The sequence below is a fragment of the Streptomyces sp. NPDC002619 genome (genome assembly GCF_042889305.1).
GTDB lineage: Bacteria > Actinomycetota > Actinomycetes > Streptomycetales > Streptomycetaceae > Streptomyces.
In genome coordinates this window covers 773,305-796,207 of the sequence record NZ_JBIAQV010000001.1, presented here as the reverse complement: position 1 = coordinate 796,207, position 22,903 = coordinate 773,305, and the positions used below count along the sequence as shown (strand labels likewise).

20 protein-coding genes are annotated in these 22,903 nt (G+C 70.7%); 4 read left to right on the top strand and 16 right to left on the bottom strand.

Annotated elements, in window-relative coordinates:
* Positions 1-16 precede the first annotated feature (16 nt).
* The 5 genes from ACFYXB_RS03885 to ACFYXB_RS03865 all read right to left on the bottom strand — a co-directional run bounded on the left by ACFYXB_RS03885 (position 17) and on the right by ACFYXB_RS03865 (position 3,906).
* On the bottom strand, positions 17-226 hold the full coding sequence (locus tag ACFYXB_RS03885; RefSeq protein WP_389577341.1) for a hypothetical protein: 210 nt from the start codon (positions 224-226) through the stop codon (positions 17-19).
* A 136-nt stretch (positions 227-362) separates the two neighbouring features.
* The gene (locus ACFYXB_RS03880; RefSeq protein WP_389577339.1) at positions 363-686 is read right to left on the bottom strand and encodes a hypothetical protein; all 324 of its coding nucleotides are present in this window, start codon (positions 684-686) and stop codon (positions 363-365) included.
* The gene (locus tag ACFYXB_RS03875) at positions 683-1,051 is read right to left on the bottom strand and encodes a WhiB family transcriptional regulator (RefSeq protein ID WP_389577337.1); all 369 of its coding nucleotides are present in this window, start codon (positions 1,049-1,051) and stop codon (positions 683-685) included. Before ACFYXB_RS03875 ends, ACFYXB_RS03880 begins: the two co-directional genes overlap by 4 nt.
* Before the next feature lie 174 nt (positions 1,052-1,225).
* On the bottom strand, positions 1,226-1,546 hold the full coding sequence (locus ACFYXB_RS03870; RefSeq protein ID WP_389577335.1) for a hypothetical protein: 321 nt from the start codon (positions 1,544-1,546) through the stop codon (positions 1,226-1,228).
* 164 nt (positions 1,547-1,710) lie between these two features.
* Complete coding sequence (locus tag ACFYXB_RS03865) at positions 1,711-3,906, bottom strand: ATP-dependent DNA helicase UvrD2 (RefSeq protein ID WP_389577333.1); 2,196 nt, start codon at positions 3,904-3,906, stop codon at positions 1,711-1,713.
* Positions 3,907-4,109: 203 nt separating this feature from the next.
* On the opposite strand from ACFYXB_RS03865, the gene ACFYXB_RS03860 reads away from it, so the two are divergent.
* On the top strand, positions 4,110-4,367 hold the full coding sequence (locus tag ACFYXB_RS03860; RefSeq protein ID WP_388501148.1) for a mycoredoxin: 258 nt from the start codon (positions 4,110-4,112) through the stop codon (positions 4,365-4,367).
* Positions 4,368-4,611: 244 nt separating this feature from the next.
* Here the strand turns inward: ACFYXB_RS03860 and ACFYXB_RS03855 are convergent, their stop codons facing one another.
* From ACFYXB_RS03855 to ACFYXB_RS03840, 4 genes are all read right to left on the bottom strand, one after another.
* A complete protein-coding gene (locus ACFYXB_RS03855; protein WP_389577331.1) occupies positions 4,612-5,409 on the bottom strand; it encodes a hypothetical protein in 798 nt (265 codons plus the stop codon).
* A 155-nt stretch (positions 5,410-5,564) separates the two neighbouring features.
* Entirely contained in the window at positions 5,565-6,149 is a 585-nt protein-coding gene (locus tag ACFYXB_RS03850; protein WP_389577329.1) for a recombinase family protein, read from the bottom strand.
* A gap of 352 nt (positions 6,150-6,501) precedes the next feature.
* On the bottom strand, positions 6,502-6,930 hold the full coding sequence (locus ACFYXB_RS03845) for a VOC family protein (protein WP_389577327.1): 429 nt from the start codon (positions 6,928-6,930) through the stop codon (positions 6,502-6,504).
* A gap of 453 nt (positions 6,931-7,383) precedes the next feature.
* Complete coding sequence (locus ACFYXB_RS03840; RefSeq protein WP_389577325.1) at positions 7,384-7,572, bottom strand: hypothetical protein; 189 nt, start codon at positions 7,570-7,572, stop codon at positions 7,384-7,386.
* Between the two features lie 199 nt (positions 7,573-7,771).
* On the opposite strand from ACFYXB_RS03840, the gene ACFYXB_RS03835 reads away from it, so the two are divergent.
* Positions 7,772-7,945 carry a hypothetical protein gene (locus ACFYXB_RS03835; protein WP_389577324.1) on the top strand — a complete coding sequence of 58 codons (174 nt, stop codon included), beginning with the start codon at positions 7,772-7,774 and terminating at the stop codon, positions 7,943-7,945.
* Positions 7,946-7,978: 33 nt separating this feature from the next.
* Positions 7,979-8,389 carry a hypothetical protein gene (locus ACFYXB_RS03830; RefSeq protein ID WP_389577322.1) on the top strand — a complete coding sequence of 137 codons (411 nt, stop codon included), beginning with the start codon at positions 7,979-7,981 and terminating at the stop codon, positions 8,387-8,389.
* 54 nt (positions 8,390-8,443) lie between these two features.
* Here the strand turns inward: ACFYXB_RS03830 and ACFYXB_RS03825 are convergent, their stop codons facing one another.
* From ACFYXB_RS03825 to ACFYXB_RS03795, 7 genes are all read right to left on the bottom strand, one after another.
* A complete protein-coding gene (locus ACFYXB_RS03825; protein WP_389577320.1) occupies positions 8,444-9,265 on the bottom strand; it encodes a recombinase zinc beta ribbon domain-containing protein in 822 nt (273 codons plus the stop codon).
* Positions 9,217-9,807: a class I SAM-dependent methyltransferase gene (locus tag ACFYXB_RS03820; RefSeq protein WP_389577318.1), complete on the bottom strand. Its 591-nt coding sequence runs from the start codon at positions 9,805-9,807 to the stop codon at positions 9,217-9,219. Before ACFYXB_RS03820 ends, ACFYXB_RS03825 begins: the two co-directional genes overlap by 49 nt.
* A 10-nt stretch (positions 9,808-9,817) precedes the next feature.
* Positions 9,818-10,762 carry an NAD(+) diphosphatase gene (nudC, locus tag ACFYXB_RS03815; protein ID WP_351343847.1) on the bottom strand — a complete coding sequence of 315 codons (945 nt, stop codon included), beginning with the start codon at positions 10,760-10,762 and terminating at the stop codon, positions 9,818-9,820.
* A 153-nt stretch (positions 10,763-10,915) separates the two neighbouring features.
* Positions 10,916-12,319, bottom strand: a complete 1,404-nt coding sequence (locus tag ACFYXB_RS03810) for a dipeptidase (RefSeq protein ID WP_389577315.1) — start codon at positions 12,317-12,319, stop codon at positions 10,916-10,918.
* A gap of 46 nt (positions 12,320-12,365) precedes the next feature.
* A complete protein-coding gene (locus ACFYXB_RS03805) occupies positions 12,366-15,830 on the bottom strand; it encodes a UvrD-helicase domain-containing protein (protein ID WP_389577313.1) in 3,465 nt (1,154 codons plus the stop codon).
* Positions 15,831-15,930: 100 nt separating this feature from the next.
* Positions 15,931-19,251 carry an ATP-dependent helicase gene (locus ACFYXB_RS03800; RefSeq protein ID WP_389577311.1) on the bottom strand — a complete coding sequence of 1,107 codons (3,321 nt, stop codon included), beginning with the start codon at positions 19,249-19,251 and terminating at the stop codon, positions 15,931-15,933.
* A gap of 328 nt (positions 19,252-19,579) precedes the next feature.
* Positions 19,580-19,966, bottom strand: coding sequence for an MGMT family protein (locus ACFYXB_RS03795; protein WP_389577309.1), 387 nt, complete (start codon positions 19,964-19,966; stop codon positions 19,580-19,582).
* A gap of 186 nt (positions 19,967-20,152) precedes the next feature.
* Here ACFYXB_RS03795 and ACFYXB_RS03790 point away from each other — a divergent pair, with 186 nt between their 5' ends.
* On the top strand, positions 20,153-22,897 hold the full coding sequence (locus ACFYXB_RS03790; protein WP_389577307.1) for a lysylphosphatidylglycerol synthase domain-containing protein: 2,745 nt from the start codon (positions 20,153-20,155) through the stop codon (positions 22,895-22,897).
* The last annotated feature ends 6 nt before the right edge of the window (positions 22,898-22,903 follow it).

Sequence of the window (22,903 nt, the reverse complement as noted above, 5' to 3'; positions counted from 1 at the left end):
CGTCTGTCCGCGCGGTTCACCACCAGGCCGAGTCCAGCCGCCCCTCGATCGCTCTGAGGTTTTCCCGGGCGCAGGTGTCGCAGAAGTAGTGAAGGACGCCGTTCTCCATGGAGCAGATCCAGGTGGGCCGTGGGCCCTCGGCCCGGACGCCGCAGCGGGCGCACACGAAGGGCTGGGGCTCGGTGGTGGAGCCGCCGTGGTCACTGTCTCCGGAAAGACTCGTCACTCGGTGACGATATCCCCGGGCCCGGTGGTTCGGCGGCACAACGCACCGCGGGGGCCGGTCCGTTCGGACGGACCGGCCCCCGCGGGGAAGTCATCGCCTCCCGAGGCCGGGAGGCCACCGCTTCAGGTGTGGTCGGCTACTGCATGACCGCCATGGCGAGCGCGCGGCGGGCACGCATCGAAGCGCGCTCCGCTCGGCGCTGCATCCGGCGGGCGGTTGCCAGGCGCACGGCCCGGCGTTCCCGCTCGGCCTCATGCAGCCGCTCGTGCATATGCGCACGAGCCAGGGCTTCTGGGATGAGTTGCATCTCGCGGGTCCTGTTCTGACGCGAGTCGGTCGCGCCGGTGGTGGTGACGTCTGGAGTCGCGGAGCCCGCGGGCTCGCTGGTGGACGGCTTCATCGGTGCCTGCTTCTTGGGGTCGTGCGTGACGGGACGGTCGATCGTTCCTGCGGTGTTCATGCCGTGACCGGGTTCTTGCGCGGGCGACCACGCGGCCGCTTCCGGGCGACGACGACACCCTGGACGAACAGCTCGCCACCCCAGACGCCCCAGGGCTCACGCCGCTCCTTGGCGCCCAGGAGGCAGGCCTCCATCAGCGGGCAGGTGCGGCAGAGGGACTTGGCGTACTCGACGTCTGCCGGCGACTCGGCGAAGAAGACCTCCGGGTCGTAGGAACGGCAGGGGACGGGTACGCCGAGGTTCTCGATGGCGTCGTCGAGCGCGGTGAGCGCGGTGAGCGGAGTCAAGGTGGAGTCCTCCGTGAGGCCGGGCGGGGGGATCGTTTCGGAAGGCGGTACGGACGGGACGTGCGCTTCGAGTTGCACGGTTCGTCTTCCTCGTCTGGTCGTTCCGGTCGGGTTGGACCGGGTGGCGGCTGGTACCGGGTTCTTTTCTTGTCCCGAGGCCCCTTCGCCCGTCGTCCAAGTTCTCTTGGACAAACAGAAGGGCCGCGGATCCCGGATGGGGTTCCGCGGCCCTGAAGGCGCCGGCCTGATCGATCAGGCTGGATCACTCCAGGGTTCTGGCCCACGGAAGGCCCACATCAGGTGGTGCTGCGTCGTCTGCTTCCGGAATCCGGCACCGGCTGCCGCAAAGGCATAGGCCTTGGCCCGTGCCACTACTGCTTCCAGCGCCTCGGTCGGTCGCTCATTGCGCTCACGGACGGGAAGACCCGCGAGAGACACGGAGGACGCCGGACGCACGGCACGAATGCCGGACAGACCGGTGCCCGGGTTCGAGGCGCCGAGCATGCACAGGGAGACGGCCGAGCGATCGCTCATTTTGGCCGCGCTGATGACGCTGGTCTTGATGCTGATCACTGAACTCGCCTCCTCTCGGCGTCTTGGGGACTGGGGTGAGCCAGCCCGCTCGGATATGCAAGTACAACACGGAATCAGGGCCTCCGAGAAGGCCCCCGTTTCCGTGCTTAGAACCTATGGGGATCGCTGGGGCATGCGCAAACTATTTTTTCGACGAGTTCGTATCAGTCGCCCTCGTCGGCTGCTGCAAGATCCCGGCCTGCGCAGATGGCCAGAACATCGGCCCCGTACCGGTTGAGTTTGCGCACTCCGACGCCCGGGATCCTGGCCAGTTCGGCGTCGTCCTCCGGGGCCGCCTCGGCAATGGCGATCAGGGTCTTGTCGGTGAAGACGCAGAAGGCCGGCTGGCCACTGCGCCCGGCCTGATCCGCACGCCACTCACGCAACCGCTCGTACAGGCCCTCGTCCATGTCGGACGGGCAGTCCTCACAGCGCATCAGCTTCATCTCACCGGCGTCGGTGAGCGTGCGACCGCACACCCGGCAGCGGGCCGGGGTGCGCTGGGTACGCCGCGGAGCGGCGGTGCCGCTGCTCACCTGGCCGCGCTCGACACCACCGGCGGCACCGGTGGCGGAGCGGCCGGCGGTGGCCGTGGAGCCGGGGCGCAGTCCGTCGAGGAAACGGCTGGGACGGCGGCTGGGACGGCCGCCCGGGGATCGAGCGAGCGCCCACGAGACATGAAGCCGTTCTCTGGCGCGGGTCACCCCGACGTAGAGGAGACGGCGCTCCTCCTCGACCTGCTCATCGGTCTTCGCGTAGGTGATCGGCATCATGCCCTCGGCGACACCGACCAGGAAGACGACGTCCCACTCCAGGCCCTTGGCCGAGTGCAGTGAGACGAGGGTGACGCCCTGGACGGTGGGGGCGTGCTGGGCGTTCGCCCGCTCGTCGAGCTCGGCGACGAAGTCGCTCAGCGTGGCACCGGCTCGAGCGGCGGAGAAGTCATGGGCGAGGCCGACCAGGGCGGCCAGGGATTCCCAGCGCTCTCTGACCGCGCCGGACCCGGCCGGGGGCACGCTGGTCCAGCCCTCCCCCGACAGGACCGCGCGCACCTGGGACGGCAGGTCCACGACGTCGTCCAGAAGGGAGTCGTTGCCTCCGAAGCGGGCCGCGCCGCGCAGGGCCATGCCGGCCTTGCGGACCTCGGGCCGGTCGAAGAACCGCTCGGCGCCGCGCAGCTGGTAGGGGACGCCGGCGTCGGCCAGGGCCTGCTCGTAGGTTTCGGACTGGGAGTTGGTGCGGAACAGGATCGCGATCTCACTGGCCGGCACCCCGGCGTCGATGAGCTCGCGGATGCGGCGGGCGGCACCCTCGGCTTCGGCGGGCTCGTCGGTGTACTCGGTGTAGACGGGTTCGGGGCCCGCGTCGCGCTGGGAGATCAGCTCGAGGCGGTGATCGGCGGCGCGGCCGTGGGCCTGGGCGAGCAGGCCGTTGGCGAGGCGCACGACCTGGGGGGTGGAGCGGTAGTCGCGGACCAGCTTGACGACCGTGGCGCCGGGGTGGCGGGTGCGGAAGTCGAGGAGATGGTCCGGGGTTGCTCCGGTGAACGAGTAGATCGTCTGGCTGGCGTCGCCGACGACGCACAGGCTGTCCCGCTCCCCGAGCCACAGCTCCAGCAGGCGCTGCTGGAGCGGGCTGACGTCCTGGTACTCGTCGACCACGAAGTGCTGGTACTGGGCGCGGATCTGCTCGGCGATGTCGTGCCGGTCCTGGAGGACCGCGACGGTGAGCAGCAGGACGTCCTCGAAGTCGATGACGGCGCGGTCGCGCTTGAGGTCCTCGTACACCGAGTAGATCTGGGCGATCTCGGCCGGATCGCGGGGGGCTTCGCGGCCGGCCTTGACGCCGGCGAGCGGATAGTCGGCGGGGACGGTCTGGGTGACCTTGGACCACTCGATCTCGGCGGTGACATCGCGTAGCTCACCACGGTCGAGGCGGATGCGGCAGGCGGCGGCTGCGTCCGCCACGAGCTGGATCTTGCGGTCGACGAGCCGGGGCATGGAGCCACCGATCGCTTTCGGCCAGAAGTACTGGAGCTGGCGCAGGGCCGCGGAGTGGAAGGTGCGGGCCTGTACGCCGTGGGCGCCGAGCTGACGCAGCCGTCCGCGCATCTCGCCGGCGGCTCGGTTGGTGAAGGTGACGGCGAGCACCGTAGCGGGCTGGAGGATGCCGGCGTGCACCCCGTAGGCGATGCGGTGGGTGATCGCCCGCGTCTTGCCCGTCCCGGCTCCGGCCAGCACGCACACCGGGCCGTGCAGGGCGGTGGCCACTTCGCGCTGCTCGGGGTCGAGCCCTTCGAGCACCGCGTCGGCCGAGTCCGGTGCCTGCGGGAAGAGGGGGGAGTGCGTTGCTGCTGTCACACCGCCATGCTGCCAGGTCGCCCGAGACGGCTGTGCCGGTTGTCCACAGGGAGACCCTCGCAGTCGTACTAATGCGGCAGGCGTCACGTCCCATGCGGCGGGCGTCATGTCCGACCGCATACCCCGGGTGGGAATGACGGCCCCATCGCGTACGTTCCCACCTTGGATCACCTTCCCCGAGCTGCCAGAGGAGCGCGAGCGAGATGCAGGGCACTGTGACGATGTACAGCACCACGTGGTGCGGCTACTGCCGCCGGCTGAAGACCCAGCTGGACCGCGAAGGCATCGCGTACACCGAGATCAACATCGAGCAGGACCCGGATTCCGCGGCGTTCGTGGAGAAGGCGAATGGCGGAAACCAGACGGTTCCGACCGTTCAGGTAGTTCCCTCCAACGGTGGTACTGAGGTCGTCATGACGAACCCGAGCCTTGCCCAGGTGAAGCAGGCGCTGGGCGCCTGACCCTCGCGATGCGCAACCCCCGACCAGCCTGACGCTGATCGGGGGTTTTGTGTGCCCTGGGGACCCCAGCAGCAGGACAAGGCCCGCCCTCGGCACGCCCGGTATCGGCTACCGCCGCGGTCGACAGGAGACCGTCATCACCCGAACTCCTGCACGTGTCCCACAGGGGCGCAAGAGACTGAGCACTCCACCTGGCGGCCGTCGCCAACAGAAGCTCTCAGCGCGCGAAAGCAGAGCCGCAGGTTCAGAGCGTGAGCACAGGCCGGGTGGAGAAATCCTCGCAAAGGTCTTCACCGTCCGGGCCATACACGAACTCGACCATGGATGGGTTGCGATTGGCGGTGGCCAGGGGCAGCCATGCCAGCATGCGACCGTAGCCGCCGCACACCGACTCGCCACCGTCCCCGCCGTGGACCGCAGTGGCGTCGCTCGTCAGCTCCGTACGGTAGGTGTCGTAGGCGATGCGTAGACCGAAGGCGCTCAGCTGGTTCTGCGGGCCTGTGCGGTCCCCGTAGGGGATGCGGTCGAGGGGGCAGTCGTTTCCCCACCGGAACAGGGTCTCTGCTCCAGCTCCGCAAGCGTGCTCCCACTCGTCGGAGCTCGGCATCCGCAGGCCCCGAGCCGCGAGAACAGCTGGCATGTCAGCAGGCAACTCGGTCAGGTTCTCGTCCTCCGCAGCCATGAGCACAGTGGCCAAAACGACGCTCCGGCGGGGGCTGAGCACCTGCGCGAGGTGGGCCCGCAGGTCGGATCCGTAGCCGAAGCCCTGTTCCAGGCTCTCGGCGTAGTCGGCAGTCTGCTGCAGGGTCGGCTGCCAGCTGTCCAGGTCGAAGCCGAGGGACACCGGCCCTCCGGGTATCAGAGCGAATTCCTGCTCGTTCCGCTCGATCCGGACGCGATGCAGCGGGGCACCGAGGTGCTCCGTGGTCTCGATGAGGGTCACCCGGCCATCCACCAAGCCAGCGGCCTGCTCGGCGACGCGGCGTGCGGTAGGCAGTTCGAAGGACCGCCACTGGTCGAGAGTGAGATCAGCGAGAGACATGGACCGCAGTGTTGCACGCAGGTCTGACACCCCTCGCGACCACCGCACTCCGGAGCTGGGCTGCGGTCGCGGAAGCCTCAGAGAGCGAGCAGCGGACGCCGGCGGCGGGCCGTCGCTGCCTTTCCTGATTCGGGATGCACCTGTGTACGCCTGCCTCAGGCGCTCTCGCCGAGGTGGCGGTACAGGGTGGCTCGTGACACCCCGAGAGCCTTGGCGATGGCGCTCACACTCTCGCCCTTCGCCTTCCTGGCGCGGGCCACAGTGAGTACGCCCTCATCGACCACGGTCGGCCGTCCGCCGGTACGCCCCTGTGCCTTGGCTGCGTCCAGTCCTGCGCGGGTGCGCTCCTTGATGAGGCTGCGCTCAAACTCCGCCATGGCTCCGACCACCTGAAGCATGAGGCGGCCGTCGGCCGTACCGGGGTCGATGTTGGCCAGCGCACCCGTGAGCACCTTGAACCCGATGCCGCGCTCTCGAAGGGTGTCGACCATGGTCACAAGGTCGATGAGCGACCGGGCGAAGCGGTCGAGCTTCCACACGCACAGAGTGTCGCCGGGTCTGGCGTAGTCCAGTGCGGCCGTGAGCTCTGGCCGGTTGGTGTTCTTCCCGCTGGCCTTGTCCTCGAAGATCCGGGCGCAGCCTGCGGCCGTCAGTCCGTCGTGCTGAAGCTGCGCTTCCTGGTCGTCGGTGGAGACGCGGGCGTAACCGATGAGCTGGCCAGTGATCGTGTTCGTCGTCATGGCCAGACCGTCTCAGAACTCGTCTCAATACGTCAAGCCCGAGGCGGAAGTTTCGAGACGGGTTTTGAACAGTGCTGCGCCCCCTTGCGGGGGCGCCTGCCGTCTCGTCTCACAAACCTTGGTTTTCGAGACGCCCGTTACTGGTTACGCTGCGCCACGGTCGGGCACTGCGCTCTGCCCTGTGATCGCAAGCGCTGCGCCCAGTGGATGGTGTCCCGCCGAATGGTGTAGCAGCGATCCCCTCTCATGACCCCCGGGCACCAAGCCGCTGAACAGCGGGGGGCATCAGGCGCTGCCGCGCCACTACACCGCTCTGCGGGACATGACCGAAGGAGGGGATGTTCGCGGCCCCTCAGTCGATGCAGAACTCGTTGCCCTCGATGTCCAGCATCGGGATGCACGAATCATTGCCGTCATACAGCGTTCGCACGTGTACCGCCCCGAGCGGGACCAGCCGTGCGCACTCGGCCTCAAGTGCTGCGAGGCGCTCTTCACCCACGAGTCCGGTGCCGACCCGCACGTCAAGATGCAGTCGGTTCTTGGCGGCCTTCCCTTCGGGGACGCGCTGGAAGTACAGTCGCGGACCCACGCCTGAGGGGTCAATGCAGGCAAACCATGCGTCCTGCTGCTCAGGTGGCTGTGAGCGCTTGAAATCGTCCCACGTGGCAAACCCCTCGGGTGGCGGCGGTACGACGTACCCCAACGCCTCGCACCAGAAACGGGCGAGGCGCTCAGGTTCTGCGCAGTCGAAGGTGACTTGGAACTTCTTGATCGACGTCACCGGGCCACCGTATTGGCGCGTGCTCTTCAGCGAAACCCCCAGGGTGCCATCGCCGCGCAGGCCGAGCGCCTTTCGTCAGCCGTCTTCCTGAAGGGCGGTCCACCGACAGCTACACCAACACACGGGACATGACCGCCCAGTGCGTTGCAGCAACGGGCGTGCGCCTGTCTGCCTGCCTGTCGCTGTGCTCCCGCGCGGCCTGCCAGTGGTGCGGCCTGCCAGCTGCTCACGCGGGCGCACAGCCGTTCGTGTGCCACGACGCGGGCCAGCCTGGCGACGGCGGAAGGGGTGGGGTATGACCCCTTGAGCCAGCCAAGAGGGACCGCCAGGTCTTACCGGCCAAGATTGCGCACGGTTTGAGGGGCGATTGAAGGGTGGTCAGTGCCGTCATGCGCCTGCAAAAGCGCAGGTCAACGACCGTGTGACGGAGTCATTCAGCGTCATACCACTGCTTCAAAGTGTTCCTCGCATCGCTGCTTCGAAGTGCTCATCGGTCAGTGCGTCGTACCCGTGCTCGGCGGCGAAGGCACGGATGCGGGCGAGTGGGGTGTCCGGGGCTGGTGGTTCGGTGGCCAGCTCGAAGCCGGTCACCTGGAGAGCGAACGCGAGGTCGTAGTCAGGGGTGCTGTCTGGATGGCTCATCGCGCCAGCGTAGCGAGGATGAGCCTGTGCGCGGCCTCATTTTGGGAGACGCCCCACATGCAGTGACCTGCGCTTTTCCCTTCCACGCCCTGTACATTTGCGGGTTCCCCGCCACGATCGCGGGGCCGATGTTGTCTCCGAGGAAGGGAAGCCCGAGATACAGGAACACGTATGGCGTCGTGCGCTGGTGCGCTCGAACATGAAGCACGCAGAGAAGTTGGTCGGCGTCGCCATGGCGTTGTACGCGCACTACGAGACGGGCGAGAACGTGTGCCCGTCGAACGGGACGATTGCCAGGGAACTCGGCTACGGCGGGAAGGCTCCAGAGCAGACGGTCAACAAGATCGTTGGCAGGCTGCGTAGGGCTGGCTGACTCACGAAGACAGGCAAGGTGCCGGACGGTCCGGTGATCTACCGGCTCACGTTGCCGAAGCAGGGGGGTATGGCTGAGGAGCCATACAACCTACCTACCTTCAAGAGCGACGGCGGTAGGAGTGAGGAGCCAACGGCGAAGAGCAAGCCGGTAGGCGAAGAGCGGCCCCCGGCAGGGGGCCGACAGGGCGAAGACGAAGAGCTCAAGCAGCCGGCGAAGGTGGGCCGCGGGAGCGGCCCCCAGAAGGAAGACGAAGGGGCTGGCTCCCTTGGGGGGCCTTCGGCCCCCTCCTTCTCCTTCGTAGACGTGGAGACGGTCAAGCAGAAGGAGCGCCGTCGACGCTGGTTTGGAGAGCCATACGCAGCTCCCTCGCCGGTGGACTTCAACTACAACGGCTTGACCGACCGGCTTCAAGAAGCAGGGCATGAGCCGCCGCCCTTCTGATCGGAAGACAGAAGGCCCCCAGGTCGGGGGCCTTCCTCAGTTGCTCAGCCTGCATCAGGCAGAGATCGCAACCATCTCGGTTCCCTCTGCTCCCTTGGCTTCCTCCTCAGCCTTCGCCCGCTGCGCTGCCCGTTCCGCATCGAAGTCCTCCCAGCGGCTGACGATCTCCCACTCCACACCCGTGAGCGGCTTCGGCTTCTCGTACGGCTTTCCGTGCAACGAGATCGGCATGATCGGTGAGAGCACCTGAGACGACTTGGAGGGCAGGTCCCAGTACGAGATGCCCTGTTGCTTGATGTTCTCGATCAGGTCGCCGGGATCGATGGCCAGGACGTCATGTCCGAAGTACGCCTTGACCTTGTGCTTCTTCAACCATTCACGCCGTTCGTCGACGCTCGACCGCTCCCACCACTCTGCGTAGCTCTCGCCCGTACCGGTCCACACGGTCACCGGCTTCGGCCCCTCCTGGTTGGTGACCTTCTCTCGGTCCTGGGCAAGGCCGGCGACCTGCGAGGCGTACGCGACGGCGCTGATCTCGTCCTGCTGGAGTTCCTTCAGGAGCTGGTTCATCTTGCCGTCGATCACGGCGAGCTTCGCCGCACGGCTGTCGTCGATCGTCGTCTTCGACTCCATGCGTTCCAGGTGGCCGATCTCACCCAACAGGGCTGACTCCAGCCAGGGGTACAAGTCCTCTGCCCAGAACCTCTGCTTCGGGCACGCCTGGATGCCTTTGGTCTTGCTGCCGTGGCAGCGGTATCGCTCCCGCTTGCCCTTGGCCGGGTCGCCCTTCACGAAGTACAGAGAGCTGCCGCACAGCATGCAAAACGTCACGCCCACCGTCGGCGACGTGGAGCCCTTCTGCTTCTTGTACGGCACCCGGGCAGCAGCTGGAGCGCGGCCCGCCGTACCTCGCCCCAGTGCAGTGCCGGGTCTTCCATGGGTATGCCCGCCGGACCGCGCTTCCCGCCACGCAGCAGCGCGAGAAGTCGGCTCGCGGGCAGACCGCATCCGCTGATCAGCCGGTCCAGGAGGGTCCGGTCGCGGGCCAGGCCCACGATCACCAGGCGGCCGCCGGGCGCCAGCAGCCGTACGCGGTGTTCCACCGCGTCCTCGAAACGGGTGTGGTGCACGACGGCGACCGCGCTGACGAGCTCGTACGCTCCCTCGTCGAGGGCGGTGGGGTCGAGGTAGTCCGCTTCCAGAAAGGTGACGTTCCGGGCCCGTCCCGCCCGGGCCGGCCGGATCATCTCCGTTGAGCGGTCCACGCCCGTCACGGCCCCCGTCCTGGTCGCGAGCTTGCCGGCCAGCAACCCGTCCCCGCAGCCGACGTCCAGGGCCCTGCGGCAGCCGTCCGGTACGGCGGCGACCACCGCGGGGTGGTAGTGGACGTTGTGGTTCCAGTACGGATCGGCGCTCACCGGCGCCGCCTCAGAAGGAGCTCCGTGTCGGCAGCGGCTTGCCGTACCAGAGCTCGATCAGGCGGGCCGCGATGGAGATGCCGTACGGGGGCAGGACCTCGCCGGACTCGAAGGCCGCGTGCAGCTCTTCTCTGGAGAACCAGCGGGCTTCGTGGATCTCGTCGCCGTCCACCTCGATGTCGGTCGAGGTGGCCTGTGCCATGAAGCCCAGCATGAGGCTGGACGGGAACGGCCAGGGCTGGCTGGCGACGTACTCGACCTGGCCGACGCTGATGCCGACCTCTTCGAAGACCTCGCGGCGCACCGTCTGCTCGATGGACTCGCCGGGTTCGACGAAGCCGGCGAGCGTCGAGAAGCGGCCCTCGGGCCAGTGGACCTGGCGGCCGAGCAGGATGCGGTCGTCCGCGTCGGTGACGGCCATGATCACGGCGGGGTCGGTGCGCGGGTAGTGCTCGGCACCGCAGGCGGGGCAGCGGCGGATGTGTCCGGCGGCGGCGATGACCGTGCGCTCGCCGCAGCGGGAGCAGAAACGGTGGGTGCGCTGCCAGTTCTCCAGGCCGACGGCGTGCACCATCAGGCCGACGTCCCGTGCCGACAGGAGCAGGCCCGCCTCGCGCAGGCCCGCCGCTCGGGCGGACTGGTCGATGCGGCCGGGCAGGGAGTCCTTCTGGAGCGCGAAGTAGCTGACGCCGTCCTCGTCGGTGCCCAGGAAGTAGCGGTGCGCCTCGGTGAGGGGGGCCTCGAAGGAGGGGGTCATGACGAGTTCGGTACGGCCGTCCGCCGTCTCGTCGATGAGGACCTGGCCGCCGGAGACCACGAAGCAGCGGGTTGTGGGGTGGCTCCAGGCCGCCGCGAGCCAGGCCTCGTCGAGCCGGTGGTGGGCGGCCCGGTCGATGCCGCTCGGGGCGGTGAGCGAAATGGGGCGATCGGCGGTGTGGTCGGTCCAGGTGGTCACGGGTGCTTCCAACTCCCCCATTGCAACGGTTTGTTTCGGCGGGTGGTTCAGCGGGACGTAGGGCGGGAGGGGACCGGGTCGGGCGCGGGCGGACCGTGCGGGGTAGTTCTTCCAGTGTGCCCCGCGCGCGGTGCCGCTCCGGACGGCGCCGGATCAGGGTGCATGGCGCCAGTTCTCGGCGAGGTCGGCCCACAGGTACGCGGTGGTCTCGACACCCTTGAGGAGCAGGCCGAGCTCGACCTTCTCGTTCGGTGCGTGCCAGCCGTCGGAGGGGACGGAGATGCCGAGGAAGAGGACGGGTGCGCCGAGGACCTCCTGGAGGTCGGCGGCCGGTCCGGAGCCGCCCTCGCGGGTGAAGCGGACCGGTGTCTGGAAGGCGCGGCCCATGGCACGGGTCACGGACTGGAGGGCGGGGTGGTCTAGCGGGGTCAGGCACGGGCGCGTGGCCGCGCCGAACACGATCTCGCAGCGGATGCCGGCGGGTACCTGGTCGGCGGCCCAGGCACGGACGGCCTTCTCGATGTGGTCGGGGTCCTGGTCGGCGACCAGCCGGAAGGACAGCTTCACCATCGCCGAGGACGGGATGATGGTCTTGCTGCCAGGCCCCTGGTAGCCGCCGCCGATGCCGTTGACCTCGGCGGTGGGGCGGGCCCAGATGCGCTCCAGGGTGGTGTGCCCGGCCTCGCCGTGGGTGGCGTGCGACTTGGCGGTGTTCAGCCACTGCTGCTCGTCGAAGGGCAGTTCGGCGAAGAGGGCTCGTTCGCGGTCGGTGAGTTCGACGATGCCGTCGTAGAAGCCGGGGATCGCCACGCGTGCGTGCTCGTCGTGCAGGGCGGCGACGAGGCGGGCGGCGGCGGTCGCCGGGTTGGGCACGGCGCCGCCGAAGGAGCCGGAGTGGATGTCCTGGTCTGGGCCGTGCAGCCGGATCTCGCACTCGGCGAGGCCGCGCATGCCGGTGCACACCGTGGGCGTGTTCTCGGACCACATGCCGGTGTCGGAGACGATCACGGCGTCGGCGGTGAGGCGGTCGGCGTGCTCCTCGACGAGGGCCCGGAAGTGCGGGGAGCCGGACTCCTCCTCGCCCTCGACGATCAGTTTCAGGTGGACGGCGGGGGCGGTGCGACCCGTGGCGGCGAGGTGGGCGCGGACGCCGAGTGTGTGGAAGAACACCTGGCCCTTGTCGTCGGCCGCCCCGCGCGCGTAGAGGCGGTTCTCCCGGACGACGGGCTCGAAGGGTTCGCTGTCCCAGCCGTCCTCGCGGGTGGCGGGCTGGACGTCGTGGTGGCCGTAGACGAGGACCGTGGGTGCCTCGGGGTCGTCGGCGGGCCACTCGGCGAAGATGGCCGGGGCGCCCGGGGTCTCCCAGACCTCGGTGGTCGGGAAGCCGGTCTCGGCGAGCTTGGCGGCGAGCCAGTCGGCGCTGCGTCGTACGTCGGGCGCGTGGTCGGGCTGGGCCGAAACGGAGGGAATGCGCAGCCACTCGGCGAGGTCGTCGAGGAAGGCGGCACGGTGCTGCTCGATGTACGCGCGGACAGCGCTGTCCGGGGTCTGGCTCATGGCATCGAGCCTATCGGCCCGTACCGACATCTTGATCGGGCGTTCGTCACACCTGGGCTTCGCCTGTGAGCAGCCTTTCGAGCGCGGTCCGGTCCGGGAGACCTTCGGGGCGTACGACCTCTCCGGTGCGCACGTACAGGAAGGCGACCGAGACCGACTCCGGTGGCACGCCCTGCTGCTCGGCCCAGCCGAGCCGGTAGATCCCGAGCTGGAGCGGGTCGGCGGTGCGGGTGCGGCTGGTCTTCCAGTCGACGATCTCGTACGTCGCCGCGTCGCCGTCGCCGTTCTTGTAGACGGCATCGATACGGCCCCGTACGACACGGCCGGCGAGGGTGAGCTGGAAGGGGACCTCGACGCGGTAGGGCGTGCGGTGGGCGTACTCGGTGCGTTCGAAGGCCTCCTTGAGGGCTTCGAGGTCGCGTTCGTCGGCGATCTCGGCCTCGCTGCCGGGCAGGTCCTCCGGCTCCAGCATCGGGAGCGTCAACTCTTCGAAGCGGGCCTCCACCCAGGCGTGGAACCGGGTGCCCCGGCGCGCGCCGGGTTGCGGAGGGCGCGGCAGGGGGCGCGCGAGTTCCTGCGCGAGTCCGTCCGGGTCCTCGGCCAGGCGCAGCAGCTGGGTGGCGGTGAGCGTGGTCGGCAGCGGTACGTCTGCGACGCTCTGCCGGGCGCGCAGGAGTTCGCCGGTGAGTGCGTCCAGGTCGCGGTCCCAGGAGGCGAGGGTGCGGGCCTCCTCGGGGGTGAGGGGGTCGCGCTCCGGCTCGGCGGGGTGAGGGCGCGCGGCGGGCGGCACGGTGGGGGCGGTTGCCTGGTGCGGGACGGTCGGTCGATCGGTGGTCCAGGTGTCCCAGTCGGCGGCGTCGTCGGCGAAAAATGCCTCTTCGGTGCCGGTCGGGTCGTGATCCAGGTGGGCCTCGTCGAAGGGGGGCATCTCGTCGTCCGGTGGCGGGGGCCAGTCCGGATCGTCGTGGCTGTCGGGGTCGTGGGTGGCTGACGGGTGGGTGTCCGCGTGGGAGGCGAGGTTCTCCAGATGGGCGAGGACCGTTTCGGCGGCGGCACGGCGGCGGGCCAGGGCGTCCGCGTCGAGGGGCAGCGGCCAGGCCTGCTCGGCGGTCGCCCAGTGCAGGGCGGGGTTCTCCTCGTCCTCCTCCGGGGCGTCCGCCCAGGCCTCGATCTCGCCGTACCCGGCGGCGCAGTGCTCGTACAGGGCGAGCAGGAAGTCGGAGGGGCCGCGGGGTTTCTTCTGGGTGGGCCCCCACCAGTGGCCGGAGCCCAGGAGCAGCGAGCGGGGGCGGGTGAAGGTGACGTAGCCGAGGCGCAGTTCCTCGGTGTGCTGGTGGTCCTTCATGGCCTCGTGGAAGGCCTTCATGCCCCGCGAGTCCCAGGCCTCGATGTCGGGCAGGGTGTCGGTGTCGCCGCGCAGGGCGTGCGGCAGCACCTTGGCCTGGGAGGTCCACTTCTCGCGGCCCTGGGTGCTGGGGAAGGTGCCGGTGACCAGGCCGGGGACGGCGACGATGTCCCACTCCAGGCCCTTCGACTTGTGCGCGGTGAGCACCTTGACGGTGTTCTCGCCGCCGGGGAGGGCGTTGTCGAGGCCCTTCTCGTACTGGGCGGCGGTGCGCAGGAAGCCGAGAAAGGCCAGCAGGGTGGCCTCGCCGTCGCCCGCGGCGAAGGAGGCGGCGACGTCCAGGAAGTTGGACAGTGTCTCGCGGCGGCGGGCGGCGAGCGCGTGCGGGGACGCCGAGAGTTCGACCTCGAGGCCGGTGACGGCGAGGACGCGGTACAGGACGTCCATCAGCGGGTCGGACAGGGAGCGGCGCAGTTCGCGCAGTTCGGCCGCCAGGCGGGCGAAGCGCACACGCGCGTCCGGGGAGAAGGGCAGCCCGTCGTCGTCCCCGTCGCCCTCCAGGGGGCTTTCCAGGAACGTGTCGAGGGCGTCCGCGAGCGAGATCACCTCGGACGGGTCGACCCCTTCCACGGCCTGGGCGAGTCGGTGGTCCGGGTCGTCGTCGGCCACGCGCGCGTGGGCCACGAGCAGGCGGGCGCGTCGGCCCAGCAGGGCGAGGTCGCGAGGTCCGATGCGCCAGCGCGGGCCGGTCAGCAGGCGGACCAGGGAGGCGTTGGCTCCGGGGTCCTGCAGAACTTCGCAGACGGCGACGAGGTCGGCGACCTCGGGCAGGTGCAGCAGCCCGGACAGTCCGACCACCTCGACGGGGACGTCCCGGGCGACCAGCGCTCCCTGGATCTCGGCGAAGTCGGTGGCCGTACGGCACAGAACGGCGATCTCACCGGGTGCCTTGCCGGTGCTCACCAGGTGCGCGACCGAGTCGGCGATCCAGTCGATCTCCTCGGAGTGGGTGCGCAACAGGGCGCAGCGGACCGTGCCGTCGCGCTCGGCGCCCGGGGCCGGGCGGAGTGCCTCCACGCCCGCGTGCATGGCGCGCAGGGGCTCGGCGAGGCCGTTGGCGAGGTCGAGGAGACGGCCGCCGCTGCGGCGGTTCTCGCTGAGGGCCTGGCGGGCGGCGGGGCTGCCGTCGGCGTGGGCGAAGTGCTCGGGGAAGTCGTCGAGGTTGGCGACGGAGGCGCCGCGCCAGCCGTAGATGGCCTGGCAGGGGTCGCCGACGGCGGTGACCGCATGGCCCGTGCCGCCGCCGAACAGGCCGGCCAAAAGGACGCGCTGCGCCACCGACGTGTCCTGGTACTCGTCGAGGAGGACGACGCGGAACTCGTCGCGCAGGATGCGGCCCACTTCGGGGATCCGGGCGAGCGTGGCGGAGAGGGCGATCTGGTCGCCGAAGTCGAGGAGGTCGCGTTCGCGCTTGACCGCGCGGTAGCGCAGCACCAGCTCGGCGAGTTCCCGACGGGCGGCGGCGATGTCGGGGACCTTGCGCAGGTCGGCGTTGCTGAGCCGGGTGCTCTCCAGGCTGTGCAGTAGATCGGCGTCCCAGGCGCGCAGGTCCTCGGGGCGTACGAGGTGTTCGGAGAGATCGGCGTCGAGGGCGAGCAGATCGCTGACCAGGTCGGCGAAGGAGCGTGTGAGGGCCGGGTAGGGGCCGGGGGCCTCGCGCAGCACGCGCGCGGCGAGCTGGTAGCGGGTGGCGTCGGCGAGCAGGCGGGAGGCCGGTTCGAGTCCGATGCGCAGGCCGTGGTCGGTGAGCAGGCGGCCCGCGAAGGCGTGGTAGGTGGAGATGACCGGTTCGCCCGGCGGGTTGTCCGGGTCGATGACGTCGGGGTCGGTGACGCCTGCCTTGATCAGCGCCTTGCGGACGCGCTCGGCGAGTTCACCGGCAGCCTTGTTGGTGAAGGTCAGGCCGAGGACCTGTTCGGGGGCGACCTGTCCGGTGCCGACCAGCCACACCACGCGCGCCGCCATCACCGTGGTCTTGCCCGAGCCGGCTCCGGCCACGATCACCTGCGGGGCGGGCGGCGCGGTGATGCAGGCCGTCTGCTCCGGGGTGAACGGGATACCGAGGAGCTCCTTGAGCTGCTCGGGGTCGGTGATGCGGGCAGGCATGTCGCAGAGGCTAGCTGCGGCCACTGACAGCGGGTGCCGGATCGTCGGCCGGGCCGGGAGAAGTACAGGTCAGCGCGAGTGGTGCGATGCGTCACGCGGGTCACTCGACCACGTGCTTGCCTTCCGGTCTGGCGCTGCACGAGGCCCGGAAGGCGCAGTGCGCGCAGTGCTGGCCCGCGGTGGGCGTGAACCGTTCGTCGAGGACCTTGCCGGCGGCGGTGGCCAGCAGGTCGCCGACCCACTCCCCCTCCAGCGGCTGCTGGGTCTGCACCTTGGGCATGGTCTCGCCGCCGTCGCGCTGGGCGGCGCCCTGCCTGAGGTGGACGAGTTCGGCGCCGCCGGGCTCGGGGCGTACGCCGTCGAAGGCGTCGTCGACGGCGCCCTCGCTGACGGCGAGCTGGTAGACGGCCAGTTGGGGATGGCGGGCCACCTCGGTCGCGCTGGGCGCCTGTTTGCCGGTCTTGAAGTCGACGACGTACGCGCGGCCCTCGCCGTCCTCCTCGACGCGGTCCATCTGGCCGCGGATGCGCACCTCGTAGTCGCCCGCTTCGAGGGTGACGTCGAAGTCGTGCTCACTCGCCACCGGCGTGCGCCCCGCGCGGGCCAGATTGGAGTCGACGTGCCACTTCAGGAAGCGTTCGAGCGCCACGCGCGCGTGTTCCTTCTCCTGCGCCGACTTCCAGGGCGCGTCGAAGGCGAGCGCGTTCCACACCGAGTCCAGGCGCTCCATCAGCACGGCGAGGTCGGCGGGGGTCCGACCGGAGGCGACCTCGTCGGCGAGGACGTGGACGACGTTGCCGAAGCCCTGGGCGGTGGTGGCGGGCGCGTCGGCCTTCACCTCGCGGCCCAGGAACCACTGCAGTGCGCAGGTGTTGGCGAGCTGGTCGAGGGCGCTGCCGGACAGCACGACGGGCTGGTCGCGGTTACGCAGGGGCACCTTGCTCTCGGTCGGCTCGAACATGCCCCACCAGCGGTAGGGGTGCGCGGACGGCACCAGGGGGCGGCCGTCCTCGTCGGCGAGTGCGGCCAGCCGGGCCAGGCGGTGGGCGGCGGCCTCCCGGAGCGGGGCGGACGCGCGCGGGTCGACGGTCGTGGCGCGCAGTTCGGCGACCAGCGCGGCCACGGACAGGGGGCGGCGGGGGCGGCCGGTGACGTCCTGGGGTTCGACGCCCAGTTCGGTGAGGAACCGGGAGGGCTGGTCGCCGTCGTCCGCGGGAGCCTTCACGGCGGTGACGACGAGGCGTTCACGCGCGCGTGTGGCGGCGACGTAGAAGAGGCGGCGTTCCTCGGCGAGCAGCGCGCCCGGGGTGAGCGGTTCGGCGAGTCCGTCGCGGCCGATACGGTCGGCCTCGAGCAGGGAACCGCGGCGGCGCAGGTCGGGCCACAGTCCCTCCTGGACGCCGGCGACGACGACCAGGCGCCACTCCAGGCCCTTGGCGCGATGCGCGGTCATGAGGCGTACGGCGTCGGGGCGTACGGCCCGCCCGGCGAGCGTGTCGGCGGCGATGTCCTCGGCGTCGATCTCCTCGAGGAAGTTGAGGGCGCCTCGGCCTCCGGTGCGCTCCTCCGCGCGCGCGGCGGTCGCGAACAGCGCGCACACGGCGTCCAGATCGCGGTCGGCGTTGCGGCCGGCCGCGCCGCCGCGCCGGGCGAGCCGCTCCAGGCGCCCGGGCCACGGTGTGCCGTTCCACAGGTCCCAGAGCGCCTCCTCGGCCGTACCGCCGTTCGCGAGGCGCTGTCGGGCCTTGCGCAGGAGGGCGCCGAGGCGCTGGGCTCCGCGCGCGTGGGCGGGGTCGTGCGTGACCAGCCGTTCCGGTTCGGCAAGCGCCCGTGTGAGCAGTTCGTCCGAGGGGGGCGGGAGCGCGTTGCCGCCGGCGCGCTCCTCCTCGCGCAGGGCGCGGCCGAGGCGGCGCAGATCGGCGGCGTCCATGCCGGCGAGGGGCGAGGTGAGCAGGGTGAGCGCGGTCTCGGTGTCGAGCCACGGCGGGGTGTCCGGGGCGGGCTCCGTATCGGCGGGGCGGCGTGCGGCTTCCGCCGTCGCGACCGCTCTGAGTGCGGTCAGCAGCGGTGCCACCGCCGGTTCGTGGCGCAGGGGCAGGTCGTCGCCGTCGATGTCCAGAGGCACGCCCGCCGCCGTGAGGGCGCGGCGGACCGCGGGGATGGTGTGGGCTCCGGCGCGCACCAGGACGGCCATTTCGCGCCAGGGGACGCCGTCCTCCAGGTGCGCCCTGCGGACGATGTCCGCGATGTTGTCGAGCTCCGTACCCGGGGTGGGGTAGGTGTGGACGTCGACGCGGCCACCGTCCCGTACCGGGGTGAGTTCGCGGTGGGCGCGGACCTTGTCGGCGGGCAGCCGGGTCAGGGGCATGCGCTGGGTCAGCAGGCGGGTCGCGGCCAGCAGGGCGGCGCCGGAGCGGCGTGAGGTGCGCAGGACCTCGACGGGGGCCGGACGGCCGTCCGCGCGCGGGAAGGCAGCCGGGAAGTCGAGGATGCCGTTCACGTCGGCGCCGCGGAACGTGTAGATCGACTGGTCGGGGTCGCCGAAGGCGACGAGGGTACGGCCGCCGCCCGCCAGGGCGTGCAGAAGCCGCACCTGGGCCGGGTCGGTGTCCTGGTACTCGTCGACGAACACGGCGTCGTACTGGCCGGCCAGCCGGTCGGCGACCTCCCGGCGGTGGGCCAGCAGCACCGCCCGGTGGACGAGTTCCGCGTAGTCGAGCACGCCCTGCATGTCGAGCACGTCCAGGTACTCGGCGAGGAACGCGGCCGCGGCCCGCCAGTCGGGGCGGCCGATCCGGCGGGCGAAGGAGTTCAGGGAGTCGGGACCGAGCCCCAGTTCGCGGCTGCGGGCGAGGACCGCCCGGACCTCGTCGGCGAACCCCCGGGTGGTCAGGCACGCGCGCAGTTCGTCCGGCCAGCGCACATGGGTCAGGCCGAGCCGCTCCAGGTCCGGCTGGCCCGCGAGCAGTTCGCGGACGGTGACGTCCTGCTCGGGGCCGGAGAGCAGGCGCAACGGCTCCACGAACAGCTCGCTGTCCTGGTGGGCGCGGACGAGGGCGTAGCAGTACGAATGGAAGGTGGTCGCCCGGGGCGCGCGGGCCGCACCGACGCGCAGGGCCATGCGGTCGCGGAGTTCGACGGCAGCCTTGCGGCTGAAGGTCAGCACCAGGATCCGCTCGGGGTCGGCACCGCGGGCGATCCGCGCGGCCACGGACTCGACGAGCGTGGTGGTCTTGCCGGTGCCGGGACCCGCGAGCACGAGAAGAGGTCCGGACCGGTGGTCAACCACCGCGCGCTGGGCAGCGTCCAGACGAGGGGGATCGGGTTCGGCCGGCGCAGTACGGACCAGTCGGTAAGCGACACGGTTCCCCTGCCGCACCTGGGGGTGCGGCAGGTGCCCGGTGGAGGAAGAGGAGCTCACGTGGTTCGCCGGTCCTGGTGCTTGTACTCGGGGCTGTCTCTGTCGGCGCCGTGCGCCGCCGTCGAGGGATGGTCGGGTGTTGCGTGGGCGGGCCCCGCTCGGGGAAGGCGGTGACCGCGAGGTGAACGGGACACGTGCAGCCGACGCTACGCCGACACCCGGGACGGAAGCAGGGCTTCCGCTTCTTCCCTCGCGGCGCTCGCGACACACGCGCCCCACGCGCCCCACGCGCCCCACGCCTCTCGAACGTACGGCATCTCCCGGACGTCCCCCGTGTCCCTCGTACGGGCCACAGGTTCCCCTCCTGGGCGTCCGATGGCGGAAGCTGTCAGGTGTGACCCTCCGCGCTCTCGCCGCCGTCCCATCTGGCCCGTTTCATGTCGACCCGGGGCAGATGGCCCTCGGCGGCTCTACTCGCCTCCTTCAGCGGGGTGCCCTCCGCGCGGTAGTGGCCGAGCGCCCGCAGCTCGTGCCCCGGGAGCAGGACCCCGTCGGCACGCACCACGCGCCACCACGGGACGGGGCCCCCGTAGAGGGCCATCACACGGCCGACCTGGCGCGGGCCTCCCTGCTCCAGCCACTCCGCGACATCGCCGTACGTCATGACCCGCCCGGGCGGGATCCGCTCGGCGACGTCGAGGACCCGCTCGGCATACTCCGGCAGCCCGTCCGCGTCCCCCTCCCGGGTTTCCTCCGGAAGCCTCTCCTCGCTCATTCGCCCCATCCTGCCGCACCCCACCGACAACGCGACGCCCGCGGCACCACGCCTCTCCCTCGCCCTTCAGCGGCGCTTGGGGCAGACTGTGCGCCCCCGCATGTGCACCCTGACACCCCCGCGTGTCGGTGGGGCATGCCACCATCGTGCGGGCGGTGACTGGTGATACGAGACCAAGAAGAGACGATGAAGCAGCAGGGCGTGCACCCCGAAGGTGCGGAGGGCACGTCCGACGCCGCGGCGCGCCCGGACACCGCCGACACGCACGCGAAGGACACCACCGAGAAGGACCCCGGCACCGAGGCCGCCGCGCCGGAGACGGACTGCGCGCAGGACCCGCACATCGACGAGGTCGAGGGCGACGAACCGCTCCTCCCCGCGCGCGTGCACCGTCCCTCCGACCTGATGCGGCTCCTGGTGGGCGTGCTCGCCATCGCAGTACTGCTGGCCATCGCGGCCTTCGCCCACGGCACCACCTCGGGCCTCGAACAGGACATCAACAAGGGCACCGGCCAGGCGCCCGACCTGCTGATCAAGATCGCGGGGCTGGCGTCCAGCATCGCGATCCTGCTGGTGCCGGTCGCGTTCGCCATCGAGCGGCTCATCAAGCGGGACGGGCTGCGTATCGCCGACGGCGTGCTCGCGGCCGTCCTCGCGCACGGAGTGACCCTCGCCACCGATCTGTGGGTCGCCAGAGCCGCCCCGGACTCGATCCAGGAGGCCCTCACCCAGCCCTCCCCCGGTGACATCCACGCCCTGACCGACCCGGTGCACGGCTACCTCGCGCCCGTCATCGCGTACATGACGGCCGTGGGGATGTCCCGCAGGCCACGCTGGCGTGCCGTGCTGTGGATCGTGCTGATGCTCGACGCGTTCTCCATGCTGGTCACCGGTTACACCACACCGTTCTCGATCATCCTGACGGTGCTCATCGGCTGGACCGTGGCCTACGGCACGCTGTATGCGGTCGGCTCCCCCAATGTCCGGCCCACGGGGCAGACCCTGCTGGCGGGCCTGCGGCACGTCGGCTTCCATCCAGTCGGCGCGGCCCGCGAGGAGGCCGCCGACAGCGAGAACGGCGACCGCGGGCGGCGCTACTTCGTCACCCTGGAGGACGGCCCGCCGCTGGACGTCACCGTGGTCGACCGGGAGCAGCAGGCCCAGGGCTTCTTCTACCGCGCGTGGCGCAACCTCACCCTGCGCGGCTTCGCCACCCGCAGCAGTCTCCAGTCCCTGCGCCAGGCGCTGGAGCAGGAGGCGCTGCTGGCGTACGCGGCGATCGCGGCCGGCGCCAACGCGCCCAAGCTGATCGCCACCTCCGAACTGGGCCCCGACGCCGTGATTCTCGTCTACGAGCACACCGGCGGGCGCACCCTGGACTCGCTGGCCGACGAGGACATCACCGACGAACTGCTGCACAACACCTGGCGCCAGGTGCGGGCCCTGCAGTCCCGGCGGATCGCGCACCGCAGGCTGGCAGGCGACGCAATTCTGGTGGATCGTTCCGGCGCGGTGATCCTCACCGACCTGCGCGGCGGCGAGATCGCGGCCGGTGATCTGCTGCTGCGCATGGACGTCGCCCAGCTGGTCACCACGCTGGGCCTGCGGGTCGGCGCCGAGCGCGCGGTGGCCTCCGCCGTCGGTGTCCTCGGCCCGGACGCCGTCGCCGGCTGCCTGCCGATGCTCCAGCCGATCGCCCTGACGCGCTCCACGCGCGCGACGCTGCGCAAACTAGCCCGGGAGCGGGCGCAGCGCGAGCGTGAGGCCGTACTGGAGGCCTCCCGGCAGGCGAAGCTCGCCCGGCTCGAGGAAGCGTCGGAGGACACGAGGCCCGCCCTCGAAAATCCCGACAAGAAGACGGTGCGCGCCGAACAGCGGGCCGAGAAGCGGGCCATCGACGAGGCTCTGGAGGAGGCCCGCGAGGAGGATCTGCTCACCCAGATCCGGCACCAGGTGCTGCGGATCAGGCCACAGGCCCCCGTGGAGCCGGCCCGCCTGGAGCGGGTGCGGCCGCGCACGCTGATCAGCTTCATCGCGGGCGCCATCGGCGCGTACTTCCTTCTGACGCAGCTCACGCACATCGAGTTCGGCACGCTGTTCGCTCAGGCCCAGTGGGGCTGGCTCATCGCGGCGGTGCTCTTCTCGGCGCTCAGCTATGTGGCGGCGGCCATGGCCCTGCTGGGCTTCGTGCCCGAGCGAGTGCCGTTCCTGCGGACCGTGGCCGCGCAGGTCGCCGGGTCGTTCGTGAAGATCGTGGCACCCGCCGCCGTCGGCGGTGTCGCCCTCAACACCCGCTTCCTGCAGCGCGCGGGCGTACGTCCCGGGCTCGCGGTGGCGAGCGTCGGCGCCTCACAGCTGTTCGGGCTCGGCTGCCACATCCTGATGCTGCTGTCGTTCGGCTATCTGACCGGCACGGAGAAGACGCCGTCGCTGTCGCCGTCCCGCACGGTCATCGCGGGTCTGCTGACGGTGGCCGTCCTGGTGCTCGTGGTGACCTCGGTGCCGTTCCTGCGGAAATTCCTCGTCACGCGCGTGCGGTCGCTGTTCGCGGGTGTCGTCCCGCGCATGCTCGACGTGCTCCAGCGGCCGCAGAAGCTGATCACCGGCATCGGCGGCATGCTGCTGCTCACCGCCTGCTTCGTGATGTGCCTGGACGCGTCGATCCGCGCGTTCGGCGACGACTCGACCTCCCTGAGCATCGCCAGCGTCGCGGTCGTCTTCCTCGCCGGCAACGCCCTGGGATCCGCTGCGCCGACCCCGGGCGGCGTGGGCGCGGTGGAGGCGACCCTGACGGTCGGCCTGATCGCCGTCGGCCTCCCCAAAGAGGTCGCCGCACCGGCCGTCCTGCTGTTCCGACTGCTCACCCTGTGGCTGCCGGTGCTGCCGGGCTGGCTGGCCTTCAACCACCTCTCGCGCAAGGGCGCCCTGTAGAGCCGT